This window comes from Micromonospora sp. NBC_00421 (assembly GCF_036017915.1).
Classification (GTDB): Bacteria; Actinomycetota; Actinomycetes; order Mycobacteriales; family Micromonosporaceae; genus Micromonospora.
In genome coordinates this window covers 3,996,004-4,014,858 of record NZ_CP107929.1, presented here as the reverse complement: position 1 = coordinate 4,014,858, position 18,855 = coordinate 3,996,004, and the positions used below count along the sequence as shown (strand labels likewise).

12 protein-coding genes and 3 pseudogenes are annotated in these 18,855 nt (G+C 73.0%); 13 read left to right on the top strand and 2 right to left on the bottom strand.

The features are described from left to right. Positions 1 to 108: 108 nt before the first annotated feature. Both hflX and OHQ87_RS16555 read left to right on the top strand, forming a co-directional pair. On the top strand, positions 109 to 1,587 hold the full coding sequence (hflX, locus tag OHQ87_RS16560) for a GTPase HflX (RefSeq protein WP_328338828.1): 1,479 nt from the start codon (positions 109 to 111) through the stop codon (positions 1,585 to 1,587). Between the two features lie 48 nt (positions 1,588 to 1,635). Then, positions 1,636 to 3,657 carry a hypothetical protein gene (locus OHQ87_RS16555; protein ID WP_328338826.1) on the top strand — a complete coding sequence of 674 codons (2,022 nt, stop codon included), beginning with the start codon at positions 1,636 to 1,638 and terminating at the stop codon, positions 3,655 to 3,657. A gap of 72 nt (positions 3,658 to 3,729) precedes the next feature. On the opposite strand, the gene lexA is transcribed toward OHQ87_RS16555, so the two are convergent. Further along, positions 3,730 to 4,512, bottom strand: a complete 783-nt coding sequence (gene lexA, locus OHQ87_RS16550) for a transcriptional repressor LexA (protein ID WP_328338824.1) — start codon at positions 4,510 to 4,512, stop codon at positions 3,730 to 3,732. Between the two features lie 597 nt (positions 4,513 to 5,109). Here lexA and nrdR point away from each other — a divergent pair. The 8 genes and pseudogenes from nrdR (at position 5,110) to OHQ87_RS16510 (ending at position 13,200) form a co-directional block, all read left to right on the top strand. After that, positions 5,110 to 5,598, top strand: a complete 489-nt coding sequence (gene nrdR / locus OHQ87_RS16545) for a transcriptional regulator NrdR (RefSeq protein WP_328338822.1) — start codon at positions 5,110 to 5,112, stop codon at positions 5,596 to 5,598. A 79-nt stretch (positions 5,599 to 5,677) separates the two neighbouring features. Then, positions 5,678 to 6,154: pseudogene (locus OHQ87_RS16540) on the top strand (vitamin B12-dependent ribonucleotide reductase); the annotation flags it as partial. Continuing rightward, positions 6,155 to 7,036: pseudogene (locus tag OHQ87_RS16535) on the top strand (LAGLIDADG family homing endonuclease); the annotation flags it as partial. It lies immediately after the preceding pseudogene. A 177-nt stretch (positions 7,037 to 7,213) separates the two neighbouring features. After that, a pseudogene (locus tag OHQ87_RS16530) lies at positions 7,214 to 9,637 on the top strand (vitamin B12-dependent ribonucleotide reductase); the annotation flags it as partial. A 115-nt stretch (positions 9,638 to 9,752) separates the two neighbouring features. Then, positions 9,753 to 10,688 (top strand): DUF2332 domain-containing protein, encoded by a 936-nt coding sequence (locus OHQ87_RS16525; protein ID WP_328338821.1) that lies wholly within the window; start codon positions 9,753 to 9,755, stop codon positions 10,686 to 10,688. A 295-nt stretch (positions 10,689 to 10,983) separates the two neighbouring features. Then, positions 10,984 to 11,226, top strand: coding sequence for a DUF5522 domain-containing protein (locus tag OHQ87_RS16520; protein WP_328338819.1), 243 nt, complete (start codon positions 10,984 to 10,986; stop codon positions 11,224 to 11,226). Between the two features lie 57 nt (positions 11,227 to 11,283). Then, positions 11,284 to 12,543, top strand: a complete 1,260-nt coding sequence (locus tag OHQ87_RS16515; protein ID WP_328338817.1) for an MFS transporter — start codon at positions 11,284 to 11,286, stop codon at positions 12,541 to 12,543. A 105-nt stretch (positions 12,544 to 12,648) separates the two neighbouring features. Then, a complete protein-coding gene (locus tag OHQ87_RS16510) occupies positions 12,649 to 13,200 on the top strand; it encodes a hypothetical protein (protein WP_328338815.1) in 552 nt (183 codons plus the stop codon). 96 nt (positions 13,201 to 13,296) lie between these two features. Here the strand turns inward: OHQ87_RS16510 and OHQ87_RS16505 are convergent, their stop codons facing one another. After that, entirely contained in the window at positions 13,297 to 13,983 is a 687-nt protein-coding gene (locus OHQ87_RS16505) for a metal-dependent transcriptional regulator (RefSeq protein WP_328338813.1), read from the bottom strand. 97 nt (positions 13,984 to 14,080) lie between these two features. Between OHQ87_RS16505 and OHQ87_RS16500 the strand changes: the two genes are divergently transcribed. From OHQ87_RS16500 to OHQ87_RS16490, 3 genes are read left to right on the top strand one after another with little or no spacing between them, the layout of a single operon-like run. After that, positions 14,081 to 14,938, top strand: coding sequence for a sulfurtransferase (locus tag OHQ87_RS16500; RefSeq protein WP_328338811.1), 858 nt, complete (start codon positions 14,081 to 14,083; stop codon positions 14,936 to 14,938). A gap of 48 nt (positions 14,939 to 14,986) precedes the next feature. Further along, complete coding sequence (locus tag OHQ87_RS16495; protein ID WP_328338809.1) at positions 14,987 to 16,168, top strand: acetoin utilization protein AcuC; 1,182 nt, start codon at positions 14,987 to 14,989, stop codon at positions 16,166 to 16,168. Further along, positions 16,165 to 18,753, top strand: coding sequence for a bifunctional acetate--CoA ligase family protein/GNAT family N-acetyltransferase (locus tag OHQ87_RS16490; RefSeq protein ID WP_442930835.1), 2,589 nt, complete (start codon positions 16,165 to 16,167; stop codon positions 18,751 to 18,753). The genes OHQ87_RS16495 and OHQ87_RS16490 overlap by 4 nt, the downstream gene beginning before the upstream one ends. Positions 18,754 to 18,855 lie beyond the last annotated feature (102 nt).

Here is an 18,855-nt window from a genome sequence, read left to right as displayed (position 1 = left end):
TACTCGCCCGCCGGGGCCCGACGGCAGCCGCCCCCGCGTTCGGCGACCTGTGCCACGGGCATATAGCGGTCGCGTTCCGCGTTGACCCGTGTCAGGATTGTTCGGTACATGCACAGAACGGACAGGAGACCCAACTTGCGAGACCAGGAGACCCACACCCCCTTCTCGGACGACGACCTCGACGCCACGACCGGTGAGTACGAGCTGTCGGAGCGGCAGGCGTTGCGGCGGGTCCCCGGCCTCTCCACCGAGCTCACCGACGTCACCGAGGTCGAGTACCGCCAGCTCCGGTTGGAGCGGGTCGTCCTCGTCGGCGTCTGGACCGAGGGCAGCCAGCGTGATGCCGACAACTCGCTGACCGAGCTGGCGGCGCTGGCCGAGACGGCCGGCTCGCAGGTGCTCGAAGGGCTGATCCAGCGCCGCAGCCGCCCCGACCCGGCCACCTACGTCGGCCGGGGCAAGGTCGACGACCTGACCGCGGCGGTGCTCGCCACCGGTGCCGACACGGTGATCTGCGACGGTGAGCTGTCCCCGTCCCAGCTGCGCAACCTGGAGCAGCGCACCAAGGTCAAGGTGGTCGACCGTACCGCGCTGATCCTCGACATCTTCGCCCAGCACGCCAAGAGCAAGGAGGGCAAGGCCCAGGTCGAGCTGGCCCAGCTCGAATACCTGCTGCCCCGGCTGCGCGGCTGGGGCGAGACGCTCTCCCGGCAGTCCGGCGGCTCTGGGCGCGGCGGCGGCGCCGGCGGCGGCGTGGGCCTGCGGGGCCCCGGTGAGACCAAGCTGGAGACCGACCGGCGGCGCATCCGGCACCGCATCGCCCGACTGCGTCGGGAGATCAAGGCCATGAAGACGGTACGCCAGACCAAGCGCGCCCGGCGTAGCCGCAACGCTGTTCCGGCGGTGGCCATCGCCGGCTACACCAACGCCGGCAAGTCGAGCCTGCTCAACCGGCTCACCGGGGCGGGTGTGCTGGTGGAGAACGCGCTTTTTGCCACCCTGGACCCGACCACCCGCCGGGCTACCACCTCGGACGGACGGCTCTACACGCTGTCCGACACGGTGGGCTTCGTCCGGCACCTGCCGCACCAGATCGTCGAGGCGTTCCGCTCGACGCTGGAGGAGGTCGCCGAGGCCGACCTGGTGGTGCACGTGGTCGACGGCGCCCACCCCGATCCCGAGGAGCAGGTCCGCGCGGTTCGTGAGGTGCTCTCCGAGGTCGGTGCCGACCGGCTGCCCGAGCTGCTGGTGGTCAACAAGATCGATGCCGCCGACGAGGAGACCCTGCTGCGACTCAAGCGGCTCTGGCCGGATGCGGTCTTCGTCTCCGCGCACAGCGGGCGCGGCATCGACGGGCTGCGCGAGGTGATCGAGCAGCGGCTGCCCCGCCCGGCAGTGGAGGTCCGCGCGGTGCTGCCGTACGACCGGGGGGACCTGGTGGCCCGACTGCACCGGCAGGGCGAGGTGCTCAGCACCTCCCACCTGCCGGAGGGCACGCTGCTGCACGTCCGGGTGGGGGAGGCGCTCGCCGCCGAACTGGCGCCGTTCGTGGCGGCGGGTGATCCGGCGGTGGCCGGCAGCCGGTGAGCGCTCCGGTGTGACCGGAGGTTCATCGCGGCATGCGACACTGACGCCATGCGCCGCGCTGTCTCCTCGGTCACGGTTGCCCTCGCCCTGTTCGGCGCGGCCGTGGCACCTGCTGCTGCCGCCGCCGCGGCGGCACCGACCTCCGCCGCCCTGGTCGGCGGGGCGCCGGTTGCCGCCGCCCCGGTCGGTGGGGCGCTTCTTGCCGCCGCGCCCGCCGGCAAGAAGAAGTGCACGATCACCGACGAGCGGCTGCGGGAGCTTTCCGGCCTGGTCGCCACGAAGACCGGCTACATCGTGATCAACGATGGCACCCTTGACGAGAGCCGCAAGCGGGTCTTCTTCCTCGACACCAAGTGCAAGATCGCCAAGGAGCCGGTGAAGTACTCCGGCGACGGCCCTTTCGACACCGAGGACCTGGCTCTCTCGCCGGACGGAAAGACCCTCTGGATCGCCGACACCGGTGACAACGTCACCAGCAAGGAACGGCGTACCCGGGTCGCGGTCTGGACGATGCCGGTCACCGGGGCCAAGCAGCCGGTGCTGCACCGGCTGTCGTACCCGGAGCGCAAACCGCACGACGCCGAGGCGCTGCTGGTCGGCGCGGACGAGATGCCCCTGGTGATCACCAAGGTGCCCAGCGGCAAGGCGGAGATCTACACCCCGGAGGCGAAGCTCGACAAGGGCGGCAACGCCGAACCGGTACCGATGAAGAAGGTCGGCGAGATCACGTTGCCGAAGACCACCACCGACAACCCGCTCAACATCATCGGTCGGGTGGCCATCACCGGAGCGGCCCGCTCGCCCGACGGCAGCAAGGTGGTCCTGCGCACCTACGCCGACGCCTTCGAGTACGACGTCAGTGGCGACGACATCGTGGCCGCCCTGACCACCGGCAAGCCCCGGGTCACCCCGCTGGCCGACCCGTTCGGCGAGGCCATCGCGTACACCCCGGACGGCACCGGCTTCGTCACCGTCTCCGACGGTGGTGAACTCTCCCCGGACGACCCGATCGACATCCTCGGCTATTCGCCGTCCACCAAGGGCGCGGAGCCGGTCGAGGGCGCGGCGGGAGCCAAGCCGGTCGCCGAGCAGTCCTGGTACGACGCCCTCAGCCTGGACCAGATCACCTACCTGATCGGTGCGGTCGGTGCGATCGGCGCCGTGTTGGTCGGGGCGGGCATCGTCGGCATCGTGCGATCCCGGCGGCGGGCCGCGGCGGCTGGCGAGGAGCCGGACGACCCCGACGACGAGGTCTTCACCTCCGGCGCCGTCTCCCGGGCCGACGGCCTGCCGGCCGGTGAGTCTCCCCGGGGTGCTGAACCATCAGTGGACCGGCCACGTGGCGGTGTCTACGGCGCCCCGCCGCCGGTCGGCGGTGCGCCCGCCCGTCCGGCCGGCGGCGCGGTCTACGGCGGTGGCCGGCCCCCGGCCGGCCCCGGAGCAGTTCCTTCCGGTGGTCCGGGAGGTGGCATCCCACCGGGCGGCGGACGTCCGGCGGGCGGCGGTGTCTACGGCGGCGGTCGTCCCGCCGGCGGTGGGGTCTACGGTGCCGCCCCGGCTGGCGGCCCGCCGGTCAACGGTGTCGGTCCGCGCGGCGGTGCCTCACGTGGTGGCCCGGGTGGCGGTGCCCCACGTGGTGCCTCCCGGGCCGGCACGCCGGCCGCTGCGGACCCGCGTGGCGGTGCTCCGGCGGGTGGCCGTGGTGCTCCTCCGGCGGGTGGCCGTGGTGCTCCTCCGGCGGGTGGCCGTGGCGGTGCCCCGATGGGCGGGCGTGGCACGCCGCCGGGTGGGCATGGTGGTGCTCCGGCCGGTGGGCATGGTGGCACGCCGCCGGGTGGTCGTGGTGGCACGCCGCCGGGTGGTGCGGGCGCGGCCGGTGGCCGTGGTGGCGCTCCGGGCGGTGGGCGCGGTGGAGACGGCGAATACGGTGCTGGGCGGGCCGAACCGCCGCGTCGTGGTGGGGCGGGTCCCCGTGAGCCGCGTTCGGGTCCGCGCCGCGACGGTGGTCAGGAAGACCGGCGGGGTGGCCAGTACGGTCAGCCGCCCGGCCGCAACGGCGAGCGCTACTGACCTGCGGCGCGGCGAGCGCCGTCCTGGGTGGCGCGCCGGCCGCCTCCGACGGAGGCGGCCGTTCGAGGGGCGTCAGATCCGGCGGAGCACGGCGACGACCCGACCCATGATGGTGGCGTCGTCACCGGGGATCGGATCGAAGGCCGGGTTCTGCGGCATCAACCAGACGTGACCGTCGCGTCGACGGTAGGTCTTGACGGTCGCCTCACCGTCGAGCATGGCGGCGACGATGTCGCCGGCCTCGGCGATCGGCTGCTGCCGGACCACCACCCAGTCGCCGTCACAGATCGCCGCGTCGAGCATCGAGTCGCCCTTGACCTGGAGCATGAAGACCTCACCCTCGCCCACGAGCTCGCGGGGGAGCGGGAAGACGTCCTCCACCGCCTGCTCGGCCAGGATCGGCCCGCCGGCGGCGATCCGACCCAGCATCGGCACGTACGCCGGGGTGGGGCGCTGGGCGCGACTCAGCTCGTCGTCGGCGTCGCTCGGAGCGCGGACGTCGACCGCCCGGGGACGGTTGGGGTCGCGCCTCAGGAAGCCTTTCTTCTCCAACTCCTTGAGCTGGTAGGCGACGCTGGACGGGGAGACCAGGCCGACCGCCTCGCCGATCTCGCGGACGCTCGGCGGGTAGCCGTGCCGCTCCACCCAACTGCGGATGAACTCCAGGATGCGGCGCTGCCGGGCGGTGAGGTCGACGGTGGCCGGGTCGGGGAAACCGCTGACCACCGGGGTGACCGGGCGGACGGCCGGCTGACCGGTCCGACTGCGGGCGGCGCGGGGACGCCGAGTGGCCGGCGGACCCGCCTCGGCGATCGGCTGCGGGTTCTTCTGCCGGCTTGCCCGGTCCTCGGTCACGTCCGTCCTCCCTGGTCGGCGCTGGGTGCCTTGGCGGCTCGTGGTGCGTGCGGGGGTGTCGCGGTGTCGGACCGACCTGTGCGGCCTGCCCGGTCGTTCATGACCGTATAGGTGAGATCGGTCATTTTCAAACATCTGTACGACGCATCTCGGCGTGTCGGGTGGCGAGCCTGGCAACTCGTACGTTTGTTCTGGTAGATGGTACGGCCTCGTCGAACCTGTGTACGACGGGTCGGCGGTGCTCCGGGTCGGCCGTCCGTCCCGCCGGGCGTGGCCGGACGGCCGGTAACCTCCCGACGGTCCGGTCGGTTGCACCTGTCGGCACCCGGGTGCGGCGAGGTCGTCGCACGGTGGGAAGGGCGGCTCGGGCGTGACGCGCCGGACACGCCCGCAACTTGACCCGACCCGGCCGGCGGCCTACGGTCGACCCCTAGATGTAGTAGTCACATGGGCGTAAGTTGCCCACAGGTTGGGTTCGACTACCCACTGCACTCCCGTATCGTCGACCACGGCGACGGCCGACGAGGCCGGCTCCGCCGGGTCGACGTGTGCCCGGAGCGGGCGGGCGGGCCCACGGTCGATCAAGGAGGTCAGGCGATGCGGTGTCCGTACTGCCGGCACGCCGACTCCCGGGTCGTCGACTCGCGCGAGGCCGACGACGGTCAGCTGATCCGGCGGCGGCGCTCCTGCCCGGAATGCGGCAAGCGGTTCACCACTGTCGAGGAGCCCGTGCTCGCGGTGGTCAAGCGCAGCGGGGTGACCGAGCCGTTCAGCCGGACGAAGATCATCGGCGGGGTGCGCAAGGCATGCCAGGGCCGGCCGGTCGACGAGGACTCCATCGCGCTGCTGGCGCAGAAGGTCGAGGAGACCGTCCGGGCCAAGGGGGCCGCCGAGCTGCCCAGCCACGACGTGGGTCTGGCGATCCTGGGCCCACTGCGCGACCTGGACGAGGTGGCCTACCTCCGCTTCGCCAGCGTCTACCGCTCGTTCGACTCACTTGCCGACTTCGAGCGTGAGATCGAGACACTCCGGGCTGCCGCGCGGGCCCGCGTCGACGCGGCCGAGGCCGCCGACCGTACCAACTGAGTCTTGTACCAAGTGACGACCTGGATTCTGACAGTGACGACGCGTGGCGGGTGGCCGCGCAGACGAGGGGGCCGATGAGATGGCGGGGGACGGCGTGACAACCAGCCGGTCGCGGGCGGCGAAGAACGGCGCGGCGACGGGGCTCAAGGTGCAGCGGGTCTGGACGACCGAGGGCGTGCACCCGTACGACGAGGTGGCGTGGGAGCGCCGCGACATCGTCATGACCAACTGGCGGGACGGCTCGATCAACTTCGAGCAGCGCGGGGTGGAGTTCCCCGAGTCCTGGAGCGTCAACGCGGCGAACATCGTGACCACCAAGTACTTCCGGGGCGCGGTGGGGACCCCGGAGCGGGAGTGGTCGCTGCGGCAGCTCATCGACCGGGTGGTCCAGACCTACCGGGCCGCCGGTGAGCAGCACGGCTACTTCGCCAACCCGGCCGACGCGGAGATCTTCGCGCACGAGCTGACCTGGATGCTGCTGCACCAGGTGTTCAGCTTCAACTCGCCGGTCTGGTTCAACGTCGGCACCCCGTCGCCGCAGCAGGTCAGTGCCTGTCTGCCGTACGACTCTCTGGTCAGCACCCCGGCAGGGTTGGTGCCTATCGGCAAGCTCGTCGAGGACGGGTCCGTCGGCACCAAGGTGTACGACGCGAACGGCCTGACCCGGATCGTGGCGGTCAAGGCCAACGGGGTACGTGACGTCCTCCGGTTGCACACCAAGGCGGGTTACACCCTCGACGTCACCCCGGACCACGTGGTCTGGCAGAGCACCGGCACCGGTACCGGCCGGTGGGTCGAGGCCGGCACGCTGGCTCCCGGTGACCAGCTCGAGTGGCACCGTACCTACGCCTACGGCGAGACCGAGCTCGACCTGCGGGAGATCCGCGAGGCCGCGCTCGCCGGCTGGTTGCAGTCGGACGGCTTCGTCGGTCAGTACACCGAGGGTACGAACCGGTCGCTGACCATCGAGGCGATGACCGTCAACGACGACGAGTTGGACTGGGTCACCGGCACCCTGGACGAGGTCTTCGCCGACGCGCACCGGCACGAGCGCCCGGTGGCGACGCAGAGCGACGAGCTCGACTGCCGCCGTACCCGCCTCTACGGCGAGCACCTGCGCCCCTTCGTCGACAAGTGGGATCTGCTGACCCGTGGCGTCGACATGACGGTGCCGGAGCGGCTCTTCACCGCCCCGCTGCCGGTTGTCGCCGGCTACCTCCGCAGCATCTTCCAGGCCGAGGGCTACGTGTCGGCGCGGGAGAGTTCGACGCTGGTCGCGGTCGACATGATCTCGGAGAAGCTGATCCGGGGTGTGCAGAGCCTGTTGCTGCGCTTCGGGATCTTCTCCCGGGTCGGATACCAGGCAGACCCCCGTCCCGACCGGAAGGGCTGCTGGTCGGTTCGGATTCAGAACGACGGCGACCGGGACCTGTTCGCCACGCACATCGGTTTCATCGGCGTCGACAAGATGGCCAAACTCGAACAGGGCTTCGCCAAGCCGGGCCAGCCGGCCAACGACGCCAAGCGGGTGGAGATCGACCGCGTCGAGCCGCTCGGTGCGATGGAGGTCTACGACATCCAGACCGAGAGCGGCGAGTTCCTGGCCGGCAACCTACGGGTGCACAACTGTTTCATCCTTGCCGTTGACGACTCGATGGACTCCATCCTGGACTGGTACAAGGAGGAGGGGCTGATCTTCAAGGGCGGCTCCGGCTCCGGGGTCAACCTGTCGCGCATCCGGTCGTCGCGTGAGCTGCTCTCCTCCGGCGGCACCGCCTCCGGCCCGGTCAGCTTCATGCGCGGCGCGGACGCCAGCGCCGGCACCATCAAGTCCGGCGGCGCCACCCGGCGCGCGGCCAAGATGGTCATCCTGGACGTGGACCACCCGGACATCGAGGAGTTCGTCACCACCAAGGCGCGCGAGGAGGACAAGATCCGCGCGCTGCGGGACGCCGGCTTCGACATGGACCTCGGCGGCAACGACATCGTCAGCGTCCAGTACCAGAACGCCAACAACTCGGTCCGGGTCTCCGACGAGTTCATGGCGGCGGTGGAGAACGGCGGTGGCTTCGACCTGCGGGGCCGGCTCGACGGGCAGACCATCGAGACCGTCGACGCCCAGAAGCTGTTCCGCACCATCGCCCAGGCCGCCTGGGAGTGCGCCGACCCGGGCCTGCAGTACGACGACACCATCAACGACTGGCACACCTGCCCGGAGACCGGCCGGATCACCGCGTCCAATCCTTGCAGTGAGTACCTGCACCTGGACAACTCCTCGTGCAACCTCGCCTCGCTGAACCTGATGAAGTTCCTCCGTGCCGACGGCGGCTTCGAGGTGGAGAAGTTCGTCCGGTCGGTGGAGTTCGTCATCACCGCGATGGACATCTCGATCTGCTTCGCCGACTTCCCGACCGCGAAGATCGGCGAGACCACCCGCGCCTACCGGCAGCTCGGCATCGGCTACGCCAACCTCGGCGCGCTGTTGATGGCCTCCGGCCTGCCGTACGACTCGGAGCAGGGCCGGTCGGTGGCGGCGGCGATCACCTCGCTGATGACCGGCACCGCGTACCGCCGCTCGGCCGAGCTGGCCGCGATCGTCGGCGCGTACGACGGCTACGCGCGCAACGCCGAGCCGCACAAGCGGGTGATGCGCAAGCACGCCGCCGCCAACGACGCGATCAAGCCGGCCGGCACGGTGGCCACCGCCATCCTGCGGGAGGCGACGAAGCAGTGGACCGAGGGCAACAAGCTCGGTGACCGGGCCGGCTGGCGCAACTCGCAGGCCGCGGTACTGGCTCCGACCGGAACCATCGGTTTGATGATGGATTGTGACACTACGGGTGTTGAGCCAGATTTGGCCCTGGTCAAGTTCAAGAAGCTGGTCGGCGGCGGCTCGATGCAGATCGTCAACCAGACCGTCCCGCGCGCCCTGCGCAGCATCGGCTACCCCGAGGAGCAGGTCGAGGCGATCGTCGAGCACATCGCCGACCACGGTCACGTGGTGGACGCACCCGGCCTCAAGCCGGAGCACTACCCGGTCTTCGACTGCGCGATGGGCGAGCGGTCCATCGCCCCGATGGGCCACGTCCGGATGATGGCGGCCGTCCAGCCGTTCATCTCGGGCGCCATCTCCAAGACGGTCAACATGCCGGAGCAGGCCACCGTCGCCGACGTCGAGAAGATCTACTTCCAGGGCTGGAAGCTCGGGCTGAAGGCGCTGGCGATCTACCGGGACAACTGCAAGGTCGGCCAGCCGCTCTCGGTGGCCAAGCCGAACAAGACCGCCGCCCCGGCCGTGGTCGAGGCACCCGCCCCGGCCGCGGTGGAGAAGGTCGTCGAGTACCGCCCGGTACGCAAGCGGCTGCCGAAGAAGCGCGCGTCGGAGACGGTCTCGTTCTCCGTCGGCGGTGCCGAGGGTTACCTCACCGCGTCGTCCTACCCGGACGACGGCCTCGGCGAGGTCTTCCTCAAGATGTCCAAGCAGGGCTCCACCCTGGCCGGGGTGATGGACGCCTTCTCGGTGGCCATCTCGATCGGCCTGCAGTACGGCGTCCCGCTGGAGACGTACGTCAGCAAGTTCACCAACATGCGGTTCGAGCCGGCCGGGATGACCGACGACCCGGACGTGCGGATGGCCGCCTCGGTGATGGACTACATCTTCCGTCGCCTGGCGCTGGACTTCCTGCCCTACGAGCGCCGCGCCGAACTGGGCATCTTCACCGCCAAGGAGCGGGCCGCGCAGTTGCGGGCCGAGGCCGAGGCGGAGGCGAGCGGCACGGACCTGACCGCGATGGCGTCCTCGGCCCCGGTCGAGGCGGTCGAGCCGAAGACCGGCCCGGTGGCCCAGCCGGCCCAGGAGTTGGCCGACGTGGCCGCCGCCAAGCCGGCGCCCGCCGTGGGTTCCTCCACCGAACTGCTGGAGGCGGTGATCGGCAAGGCCGCCGACGCGCCGCTCTGCTTCACCTGCGGTACGAAGATGCGCCCGGCCGGTAGCTGCTACGTCTGCGAGGGCTGCGGCTCCACAAGCGGTTGCAGCTGACCTACGGGTCTACGCGGAAGGGTCGGCACCTCGAACGGGGTGCCGACCCTTCCGCGTATCCGGCCCCGGCCGGCACGGGGCTGCGTGGCACGGGTGCGGCGGGAATGATCGGGGCATGACCACCGCCGAACGGTACGTCGAGTTCGCCACCCGGGAGGCGCACGGCGTCTCGCCGGCCTACGAGCGGCTGGCCCACGTGGTCGCCCACGACGACGAACTGCTGGCGCTCCTCGACACCCTGCCGCCGGCGAAGCGGCAGCCACAGCTGCTCTTCGGCGTCGTCCGCTGGCGGGGCGGCCCGGTCGACGACCCGACCGGGTTCCGCGCCCACACCGTGACGCACTGGCCGGCGGTGCGGGCCGCGATGCTCACCCGGGCGGTGCAGACCAACGAGGCCGGGCGCTGCGCGGCGCTGCTACCGGTGCTGGCCGCCCTGCCGCAGCCGCTGGCGCTGCTGGAGGTCGGCGCGTCCGCCGGCCTCTGCCTCTATCCCGACCGGTACGCCTACCGTTACGGCGAGCACCTGCTCGGCCCGGGGGAGCCGGTCCTGGACTGCCTGCTCACCGGGACGAGCCCGCCGGTCACCCGGCCGGAGGTGGTGTGGCGGGCCGGTCTGGACCTGAACCCGCTCGACGTCACCGACCCGGCCGACGTGGACTGGCTCGACGCGCTGATCTGGCCGGAGCACCGCCACCGTCGGGCCCGGCTGCGGACGGCGGCGGCGGTGGCCGCAGCCGACCCGCCGGAGCTGGTCCGTGGTGACCTGGTGGACGACCTGCCGGAGTTGGCCGCGCGGGCCCCGGCCGGCGCGACGCTCGTGGTCCTGCACACCTCCGTGCTCTACCAGGTGCCGCCGCCGCGCCGGGCGGCCTTCGTCGAGCTGGTCCGCACCCTGCCCGGTCACTGGGTGGCCGCCGAAGCGGCCGAGGTGCTGGCGCACCCCCGGCTGCCGGCGCCGCCGGACGGGGCGTTGTACAACGTGCTCGGCCTCGACGGGACGCCGTTGGCCTGGATCCGCTCACACGGCCAGGAGGCACACTGGTTCGGCTGACCGATCCGGACCATGACGTTCCGTGAGCGTTACGGGACAGCGGATGAGATCGATCATCACGCCGACCGCAGTCAGTTTCGACCGCACCGGCAACCACGAGGGCAGGGACGGGACGGGGGGAGAACCTCGGTGTCGCCGAGTACACCCTGCTGGAGAAGGCGCACGTGCTCGGCGGCGGTCTGGACGGCTGGGACGTGCTCTACCCGAAGGTCCAGCAGGTCGACCTGCTGACCCGGGTCCGCGCCGAGACCGCCGGCGCGGCGGGCTGAGCCCCCAGGGCCGTAGACTCGCGGCGGTGAGTGCCGAACGTCGTCCGCTGGCGGACCGGCCGTTGACCGAGCCGCACCCGTCCCGGCTGCCGCCGGAGCACCCCGGCCGGGCCCGGATCCTGGCCGCACACGCCGCCGCGCTCGCCGCCGGGGAGGCCGGTTATCCCGACCCGGCCACCGGGTTGTTCGTCCTCAGCGCCGGTTTTCTGGCCCGACGCGGCACCTGCTGCGGGCGTGGCTGCCGGCACTGCCCCTACGTCGACGACTAATCCGGGTGCCCCGGCCGCCCGGCCCACCTAGGTTGGGTGCGGAGCGACGGGGGACCGATGACGACGCAGTTGACCAGTGGCAGGGTGGTGCGCCGGCCGCTGTGGCGGGACCGGAGCTTCGCGCTGTTCTGGGGCGGTCAGACGGTCGGTGAGCTGGGCACCCGGATGTCCGGGGTGGCGGTGCCGCTGCTGGCGGCCGGCCCGATGCGGGCGGGCGTGTTCCAGGTCTCCCTGTTGACAGTGCTGGCCTGGCTGCCCTACCTGCTCTTCTCACTGCCGGCCGGTCTGCTCGCCGACCGGGTCGATCTGCGCCGGCTGATGATCTGCTGCGACCTGGGCCGGGCCGCGTTGCTGTCGTCGCTGCCGGTGGCCGCCCTGGTCGGGCAGCTCACCCTGGCCTTCCTGTACGCCGTCGTCGGGCTCTGCGGGGTGCTCACCGTGCTCTTCACGGTGGCCTACAAGAGCATCGTGCCGGCTCTGGTGCCGGTGGACCGGTTGGTCGAGGCGAACGCCCGGCTGACCGTCAGCCAGGACACCGCCGCGCTGGTCGGGCCGAGTGTCGGCGGTGCGTTGGCAGGTGTGGTCGGTGCCGCCCGGGCGTTCCTCGGCACCGCGCTGGCCTTCCTGCTCAGCGCGGTGGCGCTGGTGGCGGTCCGGCCGCCGGTGCGGGACCGTCCGGCCGTTGCCGACCGGGTGCCGGCGCGGGTCGCCCTCACCGAGGGGTTGCGCTTCGTCGGCCGCCGACCGATCTTGCGCAGCATCCTCGCCTGCACCGCCACGTCGAACTTCTTCGCCATCGGCACCAGCGCGCTGGAGGTCAGCTACCTGGTACGGGAGCTACGGGCCGGCCCGGCAACCGTCGGGCTTGTCTTCTCCCTGGGGGCGGTCGGTGGGCTGGTCACCGGCGCGCTGGCCGACCGGCTGTCCCGCCGGATCGGCACGGCCCGGGTGATCTGGATGTCGATGGTGACGCCGGGCCCGCTCTACCTGCTGGTGCCGTTGGCCCGGCCCGGCTGGGGGTTGGCGCTCTACGTCGTCGGCCTGGCCGCGTTCTCCGCCAACGCGGTGCTCTTCAACGTGTCGATCCTGTCGTACCGGCAGCGGATCACTCCGCCGGAGCTGCTCGGTCGGGTGAACGCCGCGTTCCTGTGGGTCTGCTTCGGAGTGGTGCCGTTGGGGGCGCTGGCCGGCGGGGTGCTCGGTAGCCAGTGGGGGCTGCGACCGGCGCTCGTGGTCTGTGCCCTCGGCACCTGGAGCGCCGCACTGTTCGTGGTGCTGTCTCCACTGCGGACCATGCGCGACCTCTCGCCGACCTGACAGCATCCGGGCGGGACGGTCGGGTCTTCCGTCCGACAGCGCCACCCCGTACGGTTTCCGACGGACACCGGCGGGTTCTCCGTCGACGATCACGGAGGTGTGCCCGTGCACGGGCGGATCTGGTGGGCCGGCGTGGGCGTGCTGTTGACCACGGGCTGCGGTGCGGCAGAGGCCGACCCGGTACGGCTGCCGGCGGAGAAACCGGCCGCGGTGGAGGTGGAGGCCGCCTCGTCCGGCGGGGCGTGCCGACTGCTCGACTTCGCGGTGATCGAGGAACACACCGAGGTCCGCTTCGACGTGGCGGCGGCCAGTGACCGGGGAGACACCCGGACCTGCGTGGTGCGGGCCATCGACGCCACCTGGCCGGAGCTGACCCTGACGGTCACCGACACGTCGATCGACGTCTCCACCTTCACCGCCGACGTGCTGCCCGCCGGGGCGACGAAGGTGACGAAGCTGGGTCAGGTCGCCTACCGGCGGACCGGTGCGAAGGCCGCGAAGCACGGTCCGACGGCCGAGGTGGGCTGGCTGGCCGCCGAGGACCGGCTTGCCATGCTCCGCTGGACCTGCCCGCCGGACGACGACCGGGCCACCGCCGGTGAGGTGGCCGTCCGGCTGGTCGACCTGGCGAGGAAGCTCGACACCAGGGCGCTGTGACGCCGGCCCGGCACCCGCGAAGGCCGGCACCGGGCCGGTGCGCGGCGGACGAAGACCCTCGCGGGTCAGGGCGCGGCGAACCAGGCCCTTCGCGGGTCAGTGGGCGGCGACGAAGACCCGGGAGGCGACCTCGCGGGGCAGCCGGACCCGTTCGCCCGAGCGGTCGATGAAGACCCCGTCGCGCTCCTGGGCGACGGTGACCGTGGCACCCGGGTCCACCCCGGCGGCGTGCAGTTGACGCAGCACGTCGGCGTCGGTCTGCACGCTCTCGCAGATCCGCCGGACCACCACCGGGCCGGTCAGCCCGGGGAAGGCGAGGTTCCGTTCACCCTCGACGGTGTCGGTGGCCTCGGCCTCCGGTGAGCCCAGCTCCTCCAGGCCCGGGATCGGGTTGCCGTACGGCGAGCGGGTGGGGCGGTTGAGCAGGTCGTAGACCCGCTTCTCCACCGCGTCGCTCATCACGTGCTCCCACCGGCAGGCCTCCTCGTGGGCCTCCTCGTAGGGCATCCCGATCACGTTGACGAGCAGCAGTTCGGCGAGCCGGTGCTTGCGCATCACCGACACCGCGCTGCCCCGGCCCAGCGCGGTGAGCGCCAGGTGCCGGTCGCCCTCGACGGTGAGCAGCCCGTCACGTTCCATCCGGGCCACGGTCTGGCTGACGGTCGGCCCGCTCTGCCGCAACCGCTCGGCGATCCGGGCACGCAACGGCGGCACCCCCTCCTCTTCGAGTTCGAGGATGGTGCGCAGGTACATCTCGGTCGTGTCGACCAGGTCATGCTTCACGTCAGCGGCCTCCCGGTGGTCGATGCTACCCCGGCGCACGAAGATCGACCTGCGCCGAATCGCGAGGTCGGTCCCCCGATGGTGTTGACTGGACGCCATGTCCGGTACCGATGACCCGTTGATCGAGCCGGACCGGCTCGCCACCGAACTGGCCCGACCCGACCCGCCGACCCTGCTGGACGTCCGCTGGCGGCTGACCGGCCCACCCGGCCGCGCGGACTACACCGCCGGCCACCTGCCCGGGGCGGTCTTCGTGGACCTGGACACCGACCTGTGCGGCCCACCCGGCGCGGCGGGCCGGCATCCGCTGCCCGACCCGGCCGCGCTCCAGGTCGCGCTGCGGGCCGCCGGCGTCCGCACCGGTCATCCGGTGGTGGTGTACGACGGCGGCGACGGGATGTCCGCCGCCCGCGCCTGGTGGACGCTGCGCTGGGCCGGGCACCGGTCGGTGCGGGTGCTGGCCGGTGGCTGGCCGGCCTGGCTCGCCGCCGGGCTGCCCCGCGCCGTCGAGGTGCCCACCGTGTCGCCCGGCGACGTGACCGTCCGGCCGGGTGCGCTGCCGGTGCTGGACGCCGACGACGCGGCCCGGCTCGGGGCGGCCGACGACGGGGTGCTGCTGGACGTCCGGGCCGCGCCGCGCTACCGGGGCGAGACCGAGCCGGTCGACCCGGTCGCCGGGCACGTGCCGGGCGCTGTCAACCTGCCCGCCCCGGAGTACGTCACCGGGGGCCGCTTCCCGTCCGCCGAGGCGCTGCGGGACCGGTTCGCCGCCGCCGGGGTGCGCGCCGACCGGCCGGTGGGGGCGTACTGCGGCTCGGGGGTGACCGCCGCGCAGGCCGTGCTGGCGCTGCACCTGGCCGGCCGGCCGGACGCCGCGCTCTATGTCGGATCGTGGAGCGGCTGGGTCGCCGATCCGTCCCGCCCGGTGGCCACCGGCCCGACACCAGCGGGTTGACCAGCACGTGTGGTGGGCGACAGGTGACCTGCGTGCGACGATGACCCCATGTCGGACGACACGCTTGTGGTGTGGGACGAGTCCCTGCTCGACTACGACATGGGGGAGCACCCGCTCGACCCGGTCCGGGTCGAGCTGACCGTCGCGTTGGCCCGGGAGCTGGGCGTCCTGGACCGGCCCGGGGTGCGGTTGGTCAGGCCGGAGCCGGCCGACGACGCGACGTTGACCCGGGTGCACCTGCCCGACTACCTGGCGGCGGTACGGGCCGCACCCCGCGACCCGCTCTTCGCCGGCTACGGGTTGGGCACCTCGGACAATCCGGTCTTCGACGGGATGCACGAGTCCAGCGCGTTGATCGCCGGAGCGAGCGTGGCCGCCGCCGAGGCGGTCTGGCGGGGCGAGGCCCGCCGCGCGGTAAACGTGGCAGGTGGGTTGCACCACGCCATGCCCGACCGGGCCGCCGGGTTCTGCGTCTACAACGACCCGGCCGTGGCCATCGCCCGCCTGCTGAACCTGGGCGCCGAACGGGTCGCCTACGTCGACGTGGACGTGCACCACGGCGACGGTGTGCAGGAGGTGTTCTACCACGACCCCCGGGTGCTCACGGTGAGCCTGCACGAGACCCCGCTGGCGCTCTTCCCCGGCACCGGGTTCCCCGACGAGACCGGCGGCCCCGGGGCGCAGGGCAGCGCGGTGAACGTGCCGTTGCCACCGGGCACCGACGACGCCGGCTGGCAGCGCGCCTTCCACGCGATCGTGCCGTCTGTGCTGCGCGCGTTCCGACCGCAGATCCTGGTGACCCAGTGCGGTGCCGACGGGCACCGGAGCGACCCGCTGGCCGACCTGCACCTGTCGGTGGACGGGCAGCGGGCCACCTACCTGGCGTTGCGGGCGCTCGCCGACGAGCTGTGCGACGGCCGCTGGGTGGCCACCGGCGGCGGCGGGTATGCCCTGGTGGAGGTGGTGCCCCGGGCCTGGACGCATCTGCTGGCGGTGGCCGCCGGCGCCCCGATCGCCCCGGCCACCCTCACCCCGCCCGGCTGGCGGGCGCTGGCCGCCCGGCGGGTGCCCGGCCGGGACGTCCCGCTGCGGATGACCGACGACGTCGACCCGGAGCACCAGCCGTGGCAGCCGACCGGGGAGCCGAACTCGGTGGACCGGGCCGTGGCGGCCACCCGCAAGGCGGTGTTCCCGCTGCTCGGGCTGGACCCGTACGACCCGCGCGACTGAGCCGGGGACCTGGGGAGGGGCCGGACGTGGTGACCAGTGTGGACCAACCGGTGGACGTGCTGCTCAGCGACGGCAGCACCGTCGGCCTGCGCCCGATCCGGCCGCAGGACGCGCCGGAGATCGTGGCCATGCACGGGCGTTTCTCGGAACGCACCCGCTACCTGCGCTACTTTTCGCCGTACCCGCGGATTCCGGAACGGGACCTGCACCGGTTCGTCACCGTCGACCACCGGGACCGGGAGGCGTTCGTGGTGCTGGCCGGCGACCGGATCGTCGCCGTCGGCCGGTACGAGCGGCTGGGCCCGGCCGCCCCGGAAGCCGAGGTGGCATTCGTGGTGGAGGACGCCTACCAGGGGCGGGGGATCGGTTCGGTGCTGCTGGAGCACCTGGCCGACGCGGCCCGCCGGGCCGGCATCGGGCACTTCGTCGCCGAGGTGCTGCCCACCAACGGCGTGATGCTGCGGGTCTTCGCCGACTTCGGTTACCAGGTGCAGCGGCAGTTCGCCGACGGGGTGGTGCACCTGACCTTCCCGATCGCCCCGACCGAGGCGACCCTGGCGGTGCAGCGCGGCCGGGAACACCGGACCGAGGCCCGGTCCATCGCCCGGCTGTTGGCCCCGCGCGGGGTGGCCGTCTACGGGGCGAGCGCCAGCGGGCAGGGGGTCGGCGCGGCCGTCCTCGGGCACCTGCGTGACGGTGGTTACCCGGGGGTGATCGTGCCGGTGCACCCGAGCGCGCGTACGGTCGCCGGGCTGCCCGCGTACCCGTCGGCGGCCGACGCCGGGGTGGACGTCGACCTGGCGGTGGTTGCGGTGCCGCCCGACGCGACGCCTGCGGTGGTGGCCGACGCCGCCGCCGCCGGCGCGCACGGCCTGGTGGTCATCTCCGCAGGTTTCGCCGAGGCCGGGGCGGCGGGCGCGGCGGCCCAGCGGGCCCTGGTCCGGGCGGCGCACGCCGCCGGCATGCGGGTCGTCGGCCCGAACTGCCTGGGCATGGCCAACACCGACGAGCGGGTACGCCTCAACGCCACCCTGGCCCCGGTGCTGCCGGCCCCCGGTCGGGTGGGTTTCTTCAGCCAGTCCGGCGCGTTCGGGGTGGCGCTGCTGGCCGAGGCGCAGCGTCGCGGGCTGGGCCTGTCGAGTTTCGTGTCGGCCGGCAACCGGGCCGACGTCTCCGGCAACGACCTGCTCCAGTACTGGCAGGACGACCCCGGCACCGACGTGATCCTGCTCTACCTGGAGACCTTCGGCAATCCGCGCAAGTTCGCCCGGCTGGCCCGCCGGATCGGCCGGGACAAGCCGGTGGTGGCGTTGGCCTCGCTGGCCCGCCCGGTCGGCCCCGGAGCTGGCCCGGCGCTTGACGAGGCCGCCGTCAGCGCGCTGTTCGCCCAGTCCGGGGTGATCCGGGTGGACACCGTCGCCGAGCTGCTCGACGTCGGGGTGTTACTGGCCAACCAGCCGTTGCCGGGCGGCGACCGGGTCGGGGTGGTGGGCAACTCGTCGGCGCTGACCGGGCTGGCCGCCACCGCCTGCGCCGGGCAGGGCCTCACCGTCGCCGCCGGCTATCCCCGCGACGTCGGTCCGCACGCCGGTGCCGCCGAGTTCGCCGCCGCGCTGGCCGGGGCGGTCGCCGACGATCGCGTGGACGCGGTGGTGGCGGTCTTCGCCCCGCCGCTGCCGGGGCAGCTCACCGTCGAGGAGGCCGACTTCACCGCCGCCCTACCGGCGGCGCTGGGCGGTGGCAAACCGACGGTGGCGACCTTCCTCGCCGGCCGGGTGCCGGTCGGGCTGCCCGCGTACCCGAGTGTGGAGGAGGCGGTGCGCGCGCTGGGCCGGGTCAGCCGGTACGCCGGCTGGCTGCGCCGGGAGCCGGGTACGCCGCCCGAGCTGCCCCGGGTGGACCGGGTGGCCGGGCAGGCCGCGTTGCGCGGGGACGCCGCCGACCCGGCCGCGCTGCTCGCCGCGTACGGCGTCGAGGTGGTGGGGTCGGTGCCGGCCGGCACCGTCGACGAGGCGCTCGCCGCCGCCGGGCGGTGCGGTTGGCCGGTGGCGTTGAAGGCCGCCGCGCCCGGCCTGCGGCACCGCCTCGACCTGGGCGCCGTCCGCCTCGACCTGGCCGACCCGGTCGCGCTGCGCCGGGCGTACGCGGACCTGACGGCGGTCTTCGGCGCGGACGTGCTGGTCCAGCCGATGGTGCCGCCGGGGGTGGCCTGCGTGGTGGAGCTGCGCGAGGACCCGGCGTTCGGGCCGGTGGTCGGCTTCGGGCTGGGTGGTGTCGCCACCGAACTGCTCGGCGACCGGGCCTGGCGGGCGGTGCCGTTGACCGACCGGGACGCCGCCGAGCTGGTCGACGAGCCCCGGGCGGCACCGTTGCTGCGCGGGCACCGGGGTGCCGCGCCGGTGGACCGGGCGGCCCTGGCCGACCTGCTGCTGCGGGTGGGCAGACTCGCCGACGAGCAGCCCCGGGTGCGGTCGCTCACCCTCAACCCGGTGCTGGCCCGGCCGGACGGCGTCTCGGTGCTGCACGCCGCCGTGGGCGTCGGCGCGGCGGACGCCCGCCCGGACACCGGCCCACGCCGGCTCTGACCCGGGTGCCGCCGTGCCCGGGGCGCTTGCGCTGCCCCGGGTGCCGCCGCACCCCGTAGCTGCGCCGCACGGGTGCGGGCCCCCGGCGGTTCGCCGGGGGCC